This window comes from Thermoactinomyces sp. CICC 10523 (assembly GCF_016055105.1).
In the GTDB taxonomy this organism is placed as follows: domain Bacteria; phylum Bacillota; class Bacilli; order Thermoactinomycetales; family Thermoactinomycetaceae; genus Thermoactinomyces_A; species Thermoactinomyces_A daqus.
This window is the reverse complement of sequence record NZ_JAECVX010000005.1, coordinates 78,770-92,899: the sequence shown is the minus strand read 5'-3', so window position 1 is coordinate 92,899 and position 14,130 is coordinate 78,770. Positions and strand designations below refer to the sequence as shown.

The following is a 14,130-nucleotide window of genomic DNA, read 5'->3' as shown; positions in this document are numbered from 1 at the left end:
TTCGATCCTGGCTGTCCCCTGACTCCCTTCCTCATTTCGCAGTGCGGCTGCCCGGCTTGTGCACAGGCAACCCTTGCTGACAAAGAGGGCAGTTTTCCGGTTCATAGCTTTCAATGTGAATCTTCGTCAGCGCGCGGAACGGGTAAGCAAAGGGATTTTTCCCTCCGGTGCGATCAACGATGGCGCCCACTCCTGCGATCACGGCACCAAGGGGAAGCAGCAACTCAATCACTTCCTTGACCGAGCCGCCGGTGGTCACGACATCTTCCACCACCAACACCCTTTCACCCGGCTGAATGGCAAAACCGCGCCGCAGCTCCATTTTCCCGTCTTTCCGTTCGGCAAACAGACAGCGAACGTTCAAAGCCCTTGCCACTTCATGGGCGATGATCACGCCCCCGAGCGCCGGCCCGACCACGACATCGATCTTCTCTCCCTTGAACAGAGAGGCAATCGCTTCTCCGGCCTTCCCGGCATCTTGCGGATACTGAAGCAGGGCGGCGCATTGCATATATTTCCCGCTGTGGCGCCCGGATGACAACAGAAAGTGCCCTTCCTTTAAAACCCCTGTCCGTTCAATCGCTTCTTCCACCAGCCATGCCATCTCTATCACTCCTCCAACACTTCTTTTATCTCTTTGACTATCGCTTCAAACGCGGCAATCGGATCAGTTGCCCGGGTAATCGGACGGCCGATGACGAGATAATCGGCTCCCGACTGAATCGCTTCACCCGGAGTCAACACTCTTTTTTGATCTTGAGCCTCAGCGTGAGCAGGCCTGATTCCGGGGGTTACTGCGAGAAAATCATTCGAAGTGGCCTGTTTGACCATTCCGCTTTCCCGCCCCGAACAGATGACACCGTCAACCCCTGCCCGGTAAGCCAATTGGGCATAGCGGATCACACTCGATTCAACGCTGCCCGGAATGCCCAGTTCCTCATTCAACATTTTCCGGTCGGTGCTGGTCAGTTGCGTCACCGCCAACAACCGGGTTCCGGCCCCCGCTTTCTCACAAGCCTCCTTCGCCGCTTCCAGCATGGCGCGCCCGCCGCAAGCATGAATCGTCAATAAATCAACTCCGTAACGGCTGAGAGATTCGATCCCTTTCGCAACCGTATTCGGGATATCATGCAATTTCAAATCGAGAAAGACGGGAAATCCTTCCTGTTTTCGTTTCACAACCCATTCCGGCCCGACAGCGTAAAAAAGCTGATAACCCACTTTGATAAACGGTTTGTTTTGTGAAAAAGCCCAGGCTTGCAACAATTGTTCGGCTTCGTTCGCACCCGGATAATCCAGTGCGATGATCACCCGCTCTTCTGCCCGCACGCTGCTCCCTCCTTGAAAAATTCAGATGAAAAGCGGGTTCACAGTCGTCCGCACAGGCGCAACCCTCTTTTCTCCATCGGTTTAAACCATCAGTGCCTCTGCCGCTTTTTTTCCGGGTACTTGCGGCGCACCGATCGGTTCTGCATTGAGATGGATTGACTCCAGCGTCGTGAGGAGCGCATCCACTGTATCCAAAGAAGTGAGACAGGCGATGCCGTGTTCGACCGCCTCACGGCGAATGCGGAACCCGTCGCGCTCCGGTGTTCGCCCGCGCGTCCAGGTGTTTACCACCAGGTCCGCTTTTCCGTTGCGAATCAGATCGAGAATGTTCGGAGAGCCTTCTTTCAATTTGTGCACGCGTTCGACCGGCAATCCCGCTTTTTCCAGCATGTCTGCCGTACCGCTGGTGGAGACGATTTTATACCCCAATTGATGGAAGCGGAGCATGAGCGGAATCGCTTCCTCCTTCTCTTTGTCCCCGATCGTGGCTACGACTGTGCCAAAGCGCGGCAAGGCGATTCCCGCTGCCAGGAGCCCCTTGTAGACCGCCCGGGCATAATCGCGGTCGCGCCCCATCACTTCTCCTGTGGACTTCATTTCCGGGCCCAGCGTGATATCGACGCGGCGCAATTTGGCGAAGGAGAAAACCGGCACTTTGACAGCCACCTCCGGACTCTCCTGCCACAGGCCACTGCTGTATCCCTGTTCTTTAAGCGATTGACCCAACGCGATTTTGGTGGCCACTTGTGCCATCGGGATGCCGGTCACTTTGCTCAAAAAAGGTACCGTCCGGGAAGCGCGCGGATTTACTTCCAGCACATAGATCTCCCCTTTGTACAGGACGAATTGGATATTGATCAGCCCTTTGATGTTTAATGCTTTGGCAATCTGAGCCGTGATGGTGACCAGCTGTTCCCTCTGTTCTTGCGTAATCGATTGCGGAGGGTAGACGGCGATGGAATCCCCGGAATGGACACCGGCCCGCTCGATGTGCTCCATGATGCCTGGAATCAGGACATCGCTGCCATCACTGATGGCGTCCACTTCCAGTTCCTTGCCGAGCAGATAGCGGTCGATCAGGACAGGATGCTCCGGATTTACCTTGACCGCCAGCTTCATGTAACTGCGCAGTTCCGATTCATTGTAGACAATTTCCATTGCCCGTCCGCCCAGTACGTACGAGGGACGCACCAGCACCGGATAGCCCAGGTGTGCGGCAGTCTCCACCGCAGCTTCGACCGAGGTGACGGCCGATCCCGGCGGTTGCGCGATATTGTTTTTGCTCAAAAGCTGTTCAAATTTCTTGCGGTCTTCGGCACGATCGATTTCTTCCAGGGAAGTGCCCAGGATGTTGATCCCCTCATCGCGCAGATCCCGCGCCAGATTGAGCGCTGTTTGTCCGCCGAACTGTACGACCACTCCATAGGGTTTCTCTTTTTCAATGATGTTGAGCACATCTTCTTTATAAAGCGGTTCAAAGTAAAGGCGGTCAGACGTATTGAAATCGGTGGACACTGTTTCCGGGTTATTATTGATAATAACCGCTTCATACCCGGCATTGCGGATCGCCCAGACGGCATGGACGGTGGCATAGTCAAATTCCACACCCTGTCCGATGCGGATCGGGCCGGAACCGAGGACGATGACGCTTTTCTTGCCGGCGGAAACCACTTCATCTTCCTGTTCATAACTGGAATAGTAGTAGGGCGTTTCCGCTTCAAACTCGGCCGCACAGGTATCCACCACTTTATAGACTGGCTGAATCCCCCATTGCTTGCGCAACTGACGCACTTCATTTTCCGGCATCCCGCGCAACTGACCGATCGTCCGGTCAGCGAAACCCGTTTTCTTGGCGGCAAGCAGCAGCTCCGGCGTCAGTTCCTCCGCTTGCTGCAAGGTTTCTTCCAACTCGATGATCCGCTTCACTTTATGGAGGAAAAAGCGGTCAATTTTGGAAAGCTCGTGAGCTTCCTCCAGGCTTCCTCCGCGCCGGAACCATTCGGCCACGAGGAAAAGCCGTTCATCATCCGCGGTCACCAAACGCTCTCTCAGCTTTTCGTCAGGAATTTTCCCGCTGTCCGGCACCTGTATATGATGCAGACCTATTTCCAGCGAACGCACGGCTTTCAGAAGTGATTCTTCCAGAGTGCGCCCGATGGCCATCACTTCTCCGGTCGCTTTCATCTGCGTTCCCAGCTTGCGGTTGGCGGAAACAAATTTATCAAAGGGCCAGCGCGGAATTTTGCTGACAACATAATCGAGCGTCGGCTCAAAGCAAGCATACGTTTGGCCCGTTACCGGATTTTTCAGTTCATCCAGCGTATAACCGACGGCGATTTTGGCCGCGATCCGGGCGATCGGATACCCCGTCGCTTTGGAAGCGAGTGCGCTGGAACGGCTCACCCGTGGATTCACTTCAATCACATAGTATTGGAAACTGTGCGGGTCGAGGGCAAACTGGATGTTGCAACCGCCCTGAATGTTGAGCGCCCGTATGATTTTGAGCGCTGAGGTGCGAAGCATATGATACTCGCGATCGGACAAGGTTTGGCTCGGGGCAAACACTATGCTGTCACCGGTGTGAACGCCCACGGGGTCGAAGTTTTCCATGTTGCACACGACGATACAGTTATCGGCGGCATCGCGCATCACTTCATATTCAATCTCTTTATATCCGGCGATGCTCTTCTCGATCAGGCATTGGGTGATCGGACTGTAGCGCAGCCCGTTTTCAACAATCTCTTGCAATTCATTTTTGTCCCTGGCGATTCCGCCCCCCGTACCGCCCAGCGTGTAAGCAGGGCGCACGATGACCGGATAACCGGCTTCATCGGCAAACGCTGACGCCTCCTCGACCGTGTGAACAATTGCGCTCTCCGGCACCGGTTCATCCAGTTCCTTCATCAGTTTACGGAACAAATCCCGGTCCTCCGCACAGGTGATGGCATGGAGATCCGTTCCCAGCAGTCGTACTCCTTCCCGTTCAAGAACCCCTTGTTTCGCCAGTTCCACCGCCAGGTTTAAGCCCGTTTGCCCGCCAAGGGTGGGAAGCAGTCCGTCCGGGCGTTCCTTGCGAATCACCTGCGTAATAAATTCGGCGGTCAGCGGTTCAATATAGACGCGGTCTGCCATGTTGGTGTCGGTCATGATCGTGGCCGGGTTGCTGTTGACCAGAACCACTTCAAGTCCTTCCTCTTTCAGAGCCTGGCAGGCTTGTGTGCCCGCATAATCAAATTCGGCCGCCTGCCCGATTACAATCGGCCCGGAACCGATCACCAAAATTTTCTTCAATGTCGAATCTTTAGGCATTCATCGTCTCTCCCTTCCGTGCAAAAGACTCCATCATCTCAAGGAAGCGATCGAACAGGTAACCCGAATCGAGCGGGCCCGGGGCCGATTCCGGATGATACTGGACGGTGATGACCGGCAGCGTTTTGTGCCGGAGCCCTTCCACCGTGCCATCGTTCAAGGCAATATGCGTAATCTCCAGCTCAGTATTTTTAACGGAGTCTGCTGTCACGGCATACCCGTGGTTTTGCGCGGTGATCACCGTACGGCCGGTTGAGAGTTCTTTCACCGGGTGGTTTCCGCCGCGATGCCCGAACTTCATTTTCTCCGTATCCGCTCCGGCGGCGAGGGCGACCAGCTGATGCCCCAGACAAATTCCAAAAAGAGGAACTTTTCCCATCAGTTTTTGAATCGTGCGAAATCCCTCAGGCACATCCTTCGGATTTCCGGGGCCATTGGACAGCATCACCCCATCCGGACGGAAGCGCAGGATTTCCTCGGCTGTGATATTGTAAGGCACTGTGATCACTTCGCAATTTCGCTCCACCAATTCCCGCACAATATTGTGTTTGGCTCCAAAATCGATCAGCACCACCCGTTTGCCGACATTGGGAGCGATATGAATGCTTTTCGTACTGACGCGTGCCACCTGATCCCGCATCATCGGCGAAGACAGAGCCTCCTTCAGCTCTTCCGGCGATTCGTCCCCGGTGGTGATCACGCCTTTCATCGTTCCGCGGAGGCGAATTTTCCGGGTCAGCATCCGTGTGTCGATGCCGGCGATCCCGATCAATCCGTATTCTTTTAAAAATGTGCCCAGAGACAATTCGTTGCGCCAGTTGCTGGCATACTCAGCGTATTCGCGCACGAGCAAACCATGGGCGTACGGGCGCAGTGATTCATTATCGTCACGTGAAATCCCGTAATTCCCGATCAGGGGATAGGTCATCGTGATAATCTGCCCACAGTAAGAAGGATCAGTCAAAATCTCCTGATAACCGGTCATGCTGGTGTTAAACACAATTTCACCGACCCTCTTTCCCTCCGCACCAAATGAGGTTCCCGTGAAAAGCGTTCCATCTTCCAAGAGCAACCTTGCCTTCATCGCTGATCCTCCTTCTGTTCCGTCCATTTTCCCGGTCCGGTCAAGGATTCCGGTTTTGCATCTTCCCATGTGATCCGGCCGTCCATGATCGTCAAAACCGGCCATCCTTTCACATTCCACCCTCCAAATGGTGTGTTTTTCCCTTTGGAGAGAAATGTTTCCGGCTCAATCGTCCGTTCCGTCTCCAGATCGATTACCGTCAGGTCGGCCGCTTTCCCTTCAGCGATCTCACCGTAAGGAAGACCGAACACTTTCGCTGGTTTGCGGGTCATTTTATCAATCAATTCCTCCAGGGTGAGAATGCCATCCTTCAGCACCAGGTGGGTGTAAAGCAGGGGAAAAGCTGTTTCCAGGCCGACGATGCCGAAAGGGGCTTTTTCCATGCCCAGCGCTTTTTCTTCGCTGGTGTGCGGGGCATGATCCGTGGCAATGATGTCGATGGTGCCGTCTTTCAATCCGGCAATCAGCGCTTCCCTGTCCCGTCGCGAGCGAAGCGGGGGATTCATTTTCCAGCGCCCGTCCGGTGCCGGAATATCCTCATCGCACAAGAGAAGATGGTGGGGAGTCACTTCCGCCGTCACACGCTGCCCCCGCGCTTTGGCTTCGCGCACCAGACGAACGGATTGTTCGGCACTGATGTGGCACACATGGTAATGAACGCCGATCTCCTCAGCCAGCAAAATGTCCCGCGCCACATGAACCGACTCCGCCTCGGAAGGAATCCCTTTTAATCCGAACCGTTTGGCTGCTTCACCGTCGTGCATCACCCCGCCTTTGGCCAGGCTGTCATCTTCGCAGTGGGCAACGACCGGCAGTCCCAGTTCATGGGCAAGCAGCATCGCCTCTTTCATCATCCCGGCCGACTGGATCCCGACACCGTCATCGGTTACCCCGATCACTCCCGCTTGCTTCAGGCTTTTCATATCGGTCAGCTGTTGCCCGCATTCTCTCACTGTAATCGCACCGTAAGGCAAAACGCGTACCAGACCGACTTCGCGGGCGCGGTTGATCACTTTCTGCACGATTTCGGACGAATCGGTCACCGGCCGGGTGTTCGGCATCGGAGCAATCGTCGTAAAGCCGCCTTTCGCCGCAGCCTTCGCTCCCGTTTCGATCGTCTCTTTTTGTTCAAATCCCGGTTCCCGCAAGTGGACATGCATATCGATGAGGCCCGGAACCACCCGTTTGCCGCCGACATCAATCACCCGCGCCCCCTCTTCTTCGGGTGCGTTGTCAACCATTTGCACAATCCAGTTTCCTTCGATCACGATATCCTGTTTGCTCCATCCCTCGGAAACGGACCGGAACACCAGGCCATTTTTCAATATCGTTTTCATTCCCTACCATTCCCCCAATGCTCGTTCCAAGATCGCCATCCGAATCCAAACGCCGTTTTTCATCTGTTCAAATATTTTCGAGCGGGGATGCTCCACCAGCTCATCGGCAATTTCCACACCCCGGTTAACCGGAGCCGGATGCATGATGATCGCTTCCGGTTTCATGATCTTGAGCCGCTCGGCGGAAAGCCCGTAACGGCGGTGATACTCTTCCCGCGAGGAAAAAAGCTTCCCTTGATGCCTCTCCAGCTGAACCCGGAGCAACATCACGACATCCGCCGTTCTCAATGCTTCTTCAAACGAAACATACGGGGCGATCCGCTCCACCTCGGGATCGCGCATTTCCTCCGGCCCGCTCACAATCATCTCCGCACCGAATTGCTTCAGGGTCCAGAGATTGGAACGCACCACACGGCTGTGGGCAATATCGCCGATCACTGCCACTCTTTTGCCGGTAAGATCCCCGAAATGCTTGACCAGAGTGTAAAGATCGAGCAAGGACTGGCTGGGATGTGCAAAACTGCCTGCCCCTGCATTGATAATCGCACAGCCGGGGTTCTGTTTGATCAGAAAGAGCAATTCCTGCTCGTCCGTCAGGCGAATCACGGCTACTTCCACTCCGATCGAAACCAGGGTTTTCACCGTGTCAAACAGGGACTCTCCTTTGGTGCTGCTTGAAACATCCGGGGTGAAGTTGACTACTTGCATCCCCAATCTCTTTTCCGCTACTTCAAAGGAAAAGCGGGTGCGGGTACTCGGTTCAAAGAACAGGTTGGCAGCAAATCTGCCCGTGAAAGGAGCCAATCCGCTGGCCTGATGTTCCTCCCAAAAATGGGCCCGCTCCAGAATCCGTCTGATCTCCTCTTTTGTCAGTTCGCTCGTATCCATCAAATGACGAAACGGTGAACGGGTCATCGGTGCTCTCATTGTTTATCCTCCATTGTCAGGCGGCTTCCGCCACAGTCTTCTCTTCCTTTGCCCGCTTGGGCAAAACCAGATTCAACAGGATGCCGATCACGGTGGACAAAGCCATTCCTTCCAATTCCAGATGGATGCCGCTGAAGCGGAGCAAGGCTCCACCCACGCCGATCACCATGATGACAGCGGCGATCACCAGATTGCGCCGGTCGCTGAAATCAATTTTGTGTTCGATCAGCATGCGCAAACCGGCCGAAGCGATAATCCCGAACAGAAGGATGGAGACACCGCCCATGACCGGAGTCGGAATCGTTTGGATCAGGGCCGCAAATTTGCCGATGAATCCGAAGCTGATCGCCAGCACCGCTGCCCCTCCGATCACCCACACGCTGAAAATGCGCGTGATGGCCATGACCCCGATATTTTCCCCGTACGTGGTCGCCGGCGGTCCGCCGATCAGGGATGCGATGCAGGTCGCCAGGCCATCTCCCAGAAGGGAACGATGCAACCCGGGGTTTTTTGTCAAATCCCTTCCCATCAACTCTCCCTGCACCAGCAGATGTCCGATGTGCTCTGCCAGGACAACCAGTGTGACCGGCAGCATAACCAGGGCCGCATGCCAGGAGAACGAGGGGGAGACGACATGGGGAAGCTGAAACCATTTGGCCTCATGAACCGGTGTAAAATCGACCATGCCCGCTGCCAGTGCCACCAGGTACCCCCCGCAAATTCCGATCAGAATGGGGATGATGCTGAAAAATCCGCGGAAAAACAGGCTGGCGATTATGGCGATGGCCAGTGTGGCCAAGGCGACAGAAAAGTTTTTCAGCGAGTACACATGCACCGTTACCGTACCTTTTGCCGAATCGATGCTTTTAATCGTTCCGTCCAAGTGTTGCCACCCGGCTGCTGTATGCGGCAGGGCTTCGACCACATCTTTTTTGCTGGCCATATCGACGGCTGTTCCGGCCAACGCCAGCCCGATCACGATTACGACTGACCCGATCACGACCGGCGGCAAAAGCGAATCCAGCCATTTCACCCCGAACCGGTAAACAATCAGCGCCACCACACCGTACATCAACCCGACAACAAAACACCCGAACAGGGCATTGCCCAGATATTTTCCTCCTTGTGACACAGAGATAATGGGAACAATAAAGGCGAAGGAGGATCCGAGATATGCCGGAATTCTGCCTTTGGTGACGATCAGATAAGCCAAGGTCCCGATTCCGCTGGACATCAGGGCCACGGACGGGCTTAATCCGGTCAGGATCGGAACCAGCACCGTGGAGCCGAACATGGCAAACAAGTGTTGGAAACTGAGGAACAGCCAGCGATGCCATTTCGGCCTTTCATGCACATCCATTTCAATCAAACGATTCATTCACATTCACCCCTTTTTTTGATATAAAAAAAAGTCTCTTTACCCGTATGGCAAAGAGACGCAGGATAGATACACCGTTCATGCGCAGCACGATTCCGCGTTCCCTTTGCCGGCCTCACGGGACCGCCTTAAAAGGGAAAACTCTTATTTTGTTTGCAGGCTGACGCGATCTTCTCCTTCATCGACCTCAGTAAGAAAAACCGATACCATTTCGCTTTTGGAAGTGGGGACGTTTTTTCCCACATAATCCGGACGAATCGGCAGCTCGCGATGCCCTCTGTCGATCAGAACAGCCAACTGAATCATCTGCGGCCGTCCCAGGTCGACCAGAGCATCCATTGCCGCCCGTACCGTTCGGCCTGTATAGAGAACATCATCAACCAAAATCACTTTTTTTCCTTTAATATCCGGAACATCGGTTTTCTTCACTTCCGGATGTTCATACTTCTCCGTCAGGTCATCCCGGTAAAGGGTAATATCCAGATCCCCGATCGGAACTTTTTTTCCTTCGATGCTGTAAATGCGTTCCCTCAGCCGCTTGGCCAGAAAGACGCCTCTGGTTTTGATCCCGACCAGGAGGCAATCATCGACGCCTTTGTTTCGCTCCAAAATTTCGTGAGCGATCCGGGTCAACGCCCGGCGAATCGCTGCCTCATCCAAAATGATTTTCTCTTTGCTCATCGGATGCCCTGCTCCTCCCTTTTCCCATCTTTTTACGGCCATAAAAAAACTTCTTGTCCAAGGGCAGACAAGAAGCGTAACCAACCCGCGGGCATACTCCTCCCGCGGACATGCAAATCCTATATCACTTCCGTGCCCTTGCCAGCCTCTCTGGACTGGATTTAAAGGTCCAATATGCTCAAGGTGTATTATGCATCAGCAGATGGAAATTGTCAATGCTTATTACGATTTTGCGGCCAGGCGCTCGAGCAGTTTTTGCATATCCTCGGGCAACTCCGCTTCCAAACAAATGCGTTCGCCGGTGCGAGGGTGGGTAAAACCGATGATTCGCGCGTGCAAAGCCTGCCCGCTGATGGCATAGGAATTTTTCTTCAGGCCGTAGACCGGATCGCCGATCAGCGGATAGCCGATATACTTCATATGAACCCGAATCTGATGGGTTCTTCCCGTTTCCAGACGACATTCGACCACACTGGCATCGCGAAATCGCCGGCGTACGGTAAAATGGGTAACCGCATGTTTGCTGTTTTGGTGGACAACCGCCATCCGTTGCCGGTTCGCCGGATCTCTGCCGATCGGGGCATCAATCGTTCCGTGATCATGCGGGATCACCCCGTGAACAATCGCCGTATAAGCCCGTTCCACCGAATGCTCCTTCAACTGGGCTACCAATGACTGATGCGCAAGATCGGTTTTGGCGACCATAATCAGACCGGAAGTATCTTTATCAATGCGGTGCACTATTCCCGGTCTCGCCACGCCTCCGATGCCGGACAACTCTCCCTTACAATGGTAAAGCAGGGCATTGACCAGTGTGCCTGCAGTATTTCCCGCACCGGGATGCACCACCATTCCCCGTGGCTTATTAACGACGATCACGTCCTGATCTTCGTAGCGAATATCGAGCGGGATCGCTTCCGGTGCGACTTCCAGTTCTGCCACCGGCGGGACATCCAATTCCACTCTGTCCCCCGCCTTAAGCCGGTAATTTCCCTTGCGGGTTCGATTATTGACCCGTACCCGTCCTTCCTCAATCCATCCCTGTACCCTGGTTCGTGTCCATTCTTCATTCAAAGATGAAATCCATTTATCCAGACGCTCACCTGCTTCTTCATCCGGAAGGTTCCATTCATAATGTTCCATTTGCCCGCTTTGTTCCGTCATCATGAGTCCCCCGCCTTGGTCAGCTCGTTGTTGTTCTGGGCCGCGGGACTGATCAAGGTGATAATCACTAGTACAATCACACCCACCACAATAGCCGAATCGGCACAGTTAAAAATGGGAAACTGATAAGACCCGAACTGGAAATGCAAAAAATCGACGACTTCCCCGTTTTCCACCCGATCGATCAGGTTGCCAAACGCTCCGCCCAAGATGAGGGAAAAGGCATAGGACATCATCGGACGGTCATGTTTCAGCTGCCAGAGATAGTAGAGAACAAACGCAATCACGACGACCGTAATCAGAATAAACAACCACTGCTTGTTCTGAAGAATCCCAAATGCCGCGCCGCGATTGCGATGGGAAGTAATATAGAAGAAATTGTTAATCACCGGGATCGATTCATATAAAGACATGTTGTGAACGACCAACCATTTCGTCCACTGATCCAATAACAAAATGGAAAATGCCGTTATCAAATATCTCAAATGCCTTCCTCCTGTCTCCCACAGTAGAGCATCTCCACATTATTTCTCTCCGATTGTAGCACAGTCAAGCCTGGTCAAACAAGGCAACGCGAAGCCTCGCATCCGGTCATCCGGTAAAGTCTGCATCTCTTTCCTCTAAGGATTCTTCCTTGTCCTTCTGCTCATAAGACTGATTGTGGGTAATCTCGGTGATGCCGCTGTCATTGCCGGACTGATCCGTAATTGAAAAGCCTTCCAACAGATCGATATATCCCCTCTGTTCATCGTGATCCACTGTCAATTCGTTGTAATTTCGGCCGCTGGCAAAAAAATCCGGGGGATTGGACGTTCCGTATTGCTCCACTTCCTGCCAAGCATCTTCCCCATCATAAAAGTTGGATTCGCTGTGATCGTTGTTCATCTGAATCCGGTTAAGAACTTTCTCTTCAACCGGCCTGCGCATCGAGGAATGTTGCTGCGGATTGTGCTCCACACAATATTCCGTGACCGGAACCGCCTCCAGGCGCTCAAACGGAATCTCCCTGCCGCATTTCTTGCAAATGCCGTATTGGCCCGTTTCCATCCGTTCCAGCGCAGCCTCAATATCCTGCAAATGGCGTTCATCCGCTTCATTCAGCGCAAGGTCCTTTCCGCGCTCAAACATTTCTGTCCCCAGGTCGGCCGGATGGTTATCATAGCCCGACAATTCCCCGACGGAATTGTTCATCGACACTTCCATGCCATAATTGTCATTCCGGCTCAACCGCCGGACAATTTCTTCCTTCTCTTTGATCAACTGGCTTTTAAGCTGTTGCAGCTGGCTTTCATTCATGCCCGTTTCCTCCAAACTTCCTCTGGATTTCAACAAAACCTCTTTATTTTCCTAGGCTGTCCTCTTTCCCGCATTTCATGTGCAAAAGCAGGTAAAAGTAAATGGGAACAGGCATTAAAATCGTTAATTATATTATTGCGAATTCATTTGCTTTTTTTGTTCATCTTCCAAAAATACTTCAGCGCTGTTATGCTTTTGGGTAATAAAGAAAAAAGTGGGGGGAAAAAATGAGCGACCATTTACAAAAACAGCTGCTCCCGCGCCACGTACAAATGATGGCCTTGGGAGGCGCGATCGGAGCAGGAATCTTTCAGGGAAGTGCAGAAACCATTTCTGCCGCCGGGCCCGGGGTGATCTTTTCTTATGCGCTCGCCGGTATCCTGCTCTATATCGTCATGAGCGCCATGGCCGAAATGGCATTGGGATTTGCCGGAACAGATTTGCGCGGTCTTGTTCATAAAGCGTTTGGCACTCGTGTTTCCTTTATTTTGGGCTGGCTTTATTTTATTCAATGGGTGTTGGTGATGGCCGTCGAGATCGTTACGGCCGGAACCTTTTTGCAATATTGGTTTTCCGTCCCGGTCTGGCTGCTCAGTCTGATCGTGACGCTGGTGATCATCGCGATCAACCTTTTCAGCGTCCGCTTGTTTGGCGAAATCGAATACTGGCTGACCAGCGTGAAAATCGTTACCTTAATCGTATTTGTCATCCTCGGGGCGCTTTTGCTGTTTGGCATCATCCCGTCGGCCCAGGCGCCCGGACTGACCAACTACCGTGTGCATGGCGGCTTTTTCCCATTGGGTTGGCAAGGAGTGCTTTCCTCATTGCTGATCGTCATTTTCTCCTATGGCGGAACGGAAATGATCGGCTTGACCATCACCGAAATGAAGGACGCAAAAAAAACGCTCCCCCGCGTGATTAAAGGAGTGATTTTGCGCATCTGTCTCTTTTACGTGCTTCCCCTTCTGATCATTACGGGCCTCATCCCCTGGGATCAGGTAAAGAGCAGCGGAAGCCCGTTTGTCGAAGTATTGTCCGCCGTCGGCTTAAAAGGAGTAGCCAACATCATGAACTTCATTTTGCTGACCGCGGTCATATCCGCTGCCAATTCCGGGATGTATGCGACGACCCGCATGTTGTATTCACTGGCCGGCGAAAAAGAAGCACCCGCCTTTTTTACCCGTTTGGGAAAAAGAGGTGTTCCCATCTACGCCCTGGCGGCAAGCTCGGTCTGTCTCTTTTTGGGATCGCTGGTGGCCTTCATCGCTCCCGAAAGCGTCTTCCAGTATCTGATGGGGATTCCCGGATACACTGTGATACTCACTTGGATTCTCATCTGTCTTTCCCATTTGAAACTGCGGGGAAAATATGAACGAACGCCGGATTTTCGGCTCTCTTTCTTCCCTTTTACCACCGGCATCACCGTAATCGTCCTGGCAGCCATTATGATTTTTGTCCTGCTGTCTCCCAAAAATCTGATCAACACCATTGTTTACCTGGCCATTATTCTCGTTCTTACCATCGCCTCGCAATGGCTGAAACCAAATCAACGCATTTTGACCGAATAGAAACATCGCCGCGGAAATACGGTTGGGCGGCGATCCCATAAAAAAAGCCTGGCGTTT

General features: G+C 53.2%; 12 protein-coding genes. 1 reads left to right on the top strand and 11 read right to left on the bottom strand.

Annotated elements, in window-relative coordinates; all coding sequences use genetic code 11:
- Positions 1 to 31 precede the first annotated feature (31 nt).
- The 11 genes from pyrE to I8U19_RS08210 all read right to left on the bottom strand — a co-directional run bounded on the left by pyrE (position 32) and on the right by I8U19_RS08210 (position 12,505).
- The gene (gene pyrE / locus I8U19_RS08260; RefSeq protein WP_198055664.1) at positions 32 to 604 is read right to left on the bottom strand and encodes an orotate phosphoribosyltransferase; all 573 of its coding nucleotides are present in this window, start codon (positions 602 to 604) and stop codon (positions 32 to 34) included.
- Between the two features lie 5 nt (positions 605 to 609).
- Positions 610 to 1,329 carry an orotidine-5'-phosphate decarboxylase gene (gene pyrF, locus I8U19_RS08255; protein ID WP_198055663.1) on the bottom strand — a complete coding sequence of 240 codons (720 nt, stop codon included), beginning with the start codon at positions 1,327 to 1,329 and terminating at the stop codon, positions 610 to 612.
- Positions 1,330 to 1,410: 81 nt separating this feature from the next.
- Positions 1,411 to 4,638 (bottom strand): carbamoyl-phosphate synthase large subunit, encoded by a 3,228-nt coding sequence (carB, locus tag I8U19_RS08250; protein ID WP_198055662.1) that lies wholly within the window; start codon positions 4,636 to 4,638, stop codon positions 1,411 to 1,413.
- Positions 4,631 to 5,722 (bottom strand): glutamine-hydrolyzing carbamoyl-phosphate synthase small subunit, encoded by a 1,092-nt coding sequence (gene carA, locus I8U19_RS08245; protein ID WP_198055661.1) that lies wholly within the window; start codon positions 5,720 to 5,722, stop codon positions 4,631 to 4,633. The genes carB and carA overlap by 8 nt, the downstream gene beginning before the upstream one ends.
- Positions 5,719 to 7,059 carry a dihydroorotase gene (locus I8U19_RS08240; protein WP_052154065.1) on the bottom strand — a complete coding sequence of 447 codons (1,341 nt, stop codon included), beginning with the start codon at positions 7,057 to 7,059 and terminating at the stop codon, positions 5,719 to 5,721. Before I8U19_RS08240 ends, carA begins: the two co-directional genes overlap by 4 nt.
- Before the next feature lie 3 nt (positions 7,060 to 7,062).
- On the bottom strand, positions 7,063 to 7,986 hold the full coding sequence (locus I8U19_RS08235) for an aspartate carbamoyltransferase catalytic subunit (RefSeq protein WP_232330926.1): 924 nt from the start codon (positions 7,984 to 7,986) through the stop codon (positions 7,063 to 7,065).
- Positions 7,987 to 8,002: 16 nt separating this feature from the next.
- Complete coding sequence (uraA, locus tag I8U19_RS08230; protein ID WP_198055660.1) at positions 8,003 to 9,364, bottom strand: uracil permease; 1,362 nt, start codon at positions 9,362 to 9,364, stop codon at positions 8,003 to 8,005.
- A 144-nt stretch (positions 9,365 to 9,508) separates the two neighbouring features.
- Complete coding sequence (pyrR, locus tag I8U19_RS08225) at positions 9,509 to 10,045, bottom strand: bifunctional pyr operon transcriptional regulator/uracil phosphoribosyltransferase PyrR (protein ID WP_033100312.1); 537 nt, start codon at positions 10,043 to 10,045, stop codon at positions 9,509 to 9,511.
- A gap of 222 nt (positions 10,046 to 10,267) precedes the next feature.
- Entirely contained in the window at positions 10,268 to 11,188 is a 921-nt protein-coding gene (locus I8U19_RS08220) for an RluA family pseudouridine synthase (protein WP_198055726.1), read from the bottom strand.
- 20 nt (positions 11,189 to 11,208) lie between these two features.
- Positions 11,209 to 11,694: a signal peptidase II gene (gene lspA, locus I8U19_RS08215; protein WP_033100258.1), complete on the bottom strand. Its 486-nt coding sequence runs from the start codon at positions 11,692 to 11,694 to the stop codon at positions 11,209 to 11,211.
- A 106-nt stretch (positions 11,695 to 11,800) separates the two neighbouring features.
- Positions 11,801 to 12,505 (bottom strand): TraR/DksA C4-type zinc finger protein, encoded by a 705-nt coding sequence (locus I8U19_RS08210; RefSeq protein ID WP_033100310.1) that lies wholly within the window; start codon positions 12,503 to 12,505, stop codon positions 11,801 to 11,803.
- A gap of 227 nt (positions 12,506 to 12,732) precedes the next feature.
- On the opposite strand from I8U19_RS08210, the gene I8U19_RS08205 reads away from it, so the two are divergent.
- The gene (locus tag I8U19_RS08205; RefSeq protein WP_198055659.1) at positions 12,733 to 14,073 is read left to right on the top strand and encodes an amino acid permease; all 1,341 of its coding nucleotides are present in this window, start codon (positions 12,733 to 12,735) and stop codon (positions 14,071 to 14,073) included.
- The last annotated feature ends 57 nt before the right edge of the window (positions 14,074 to 14,130 follow it).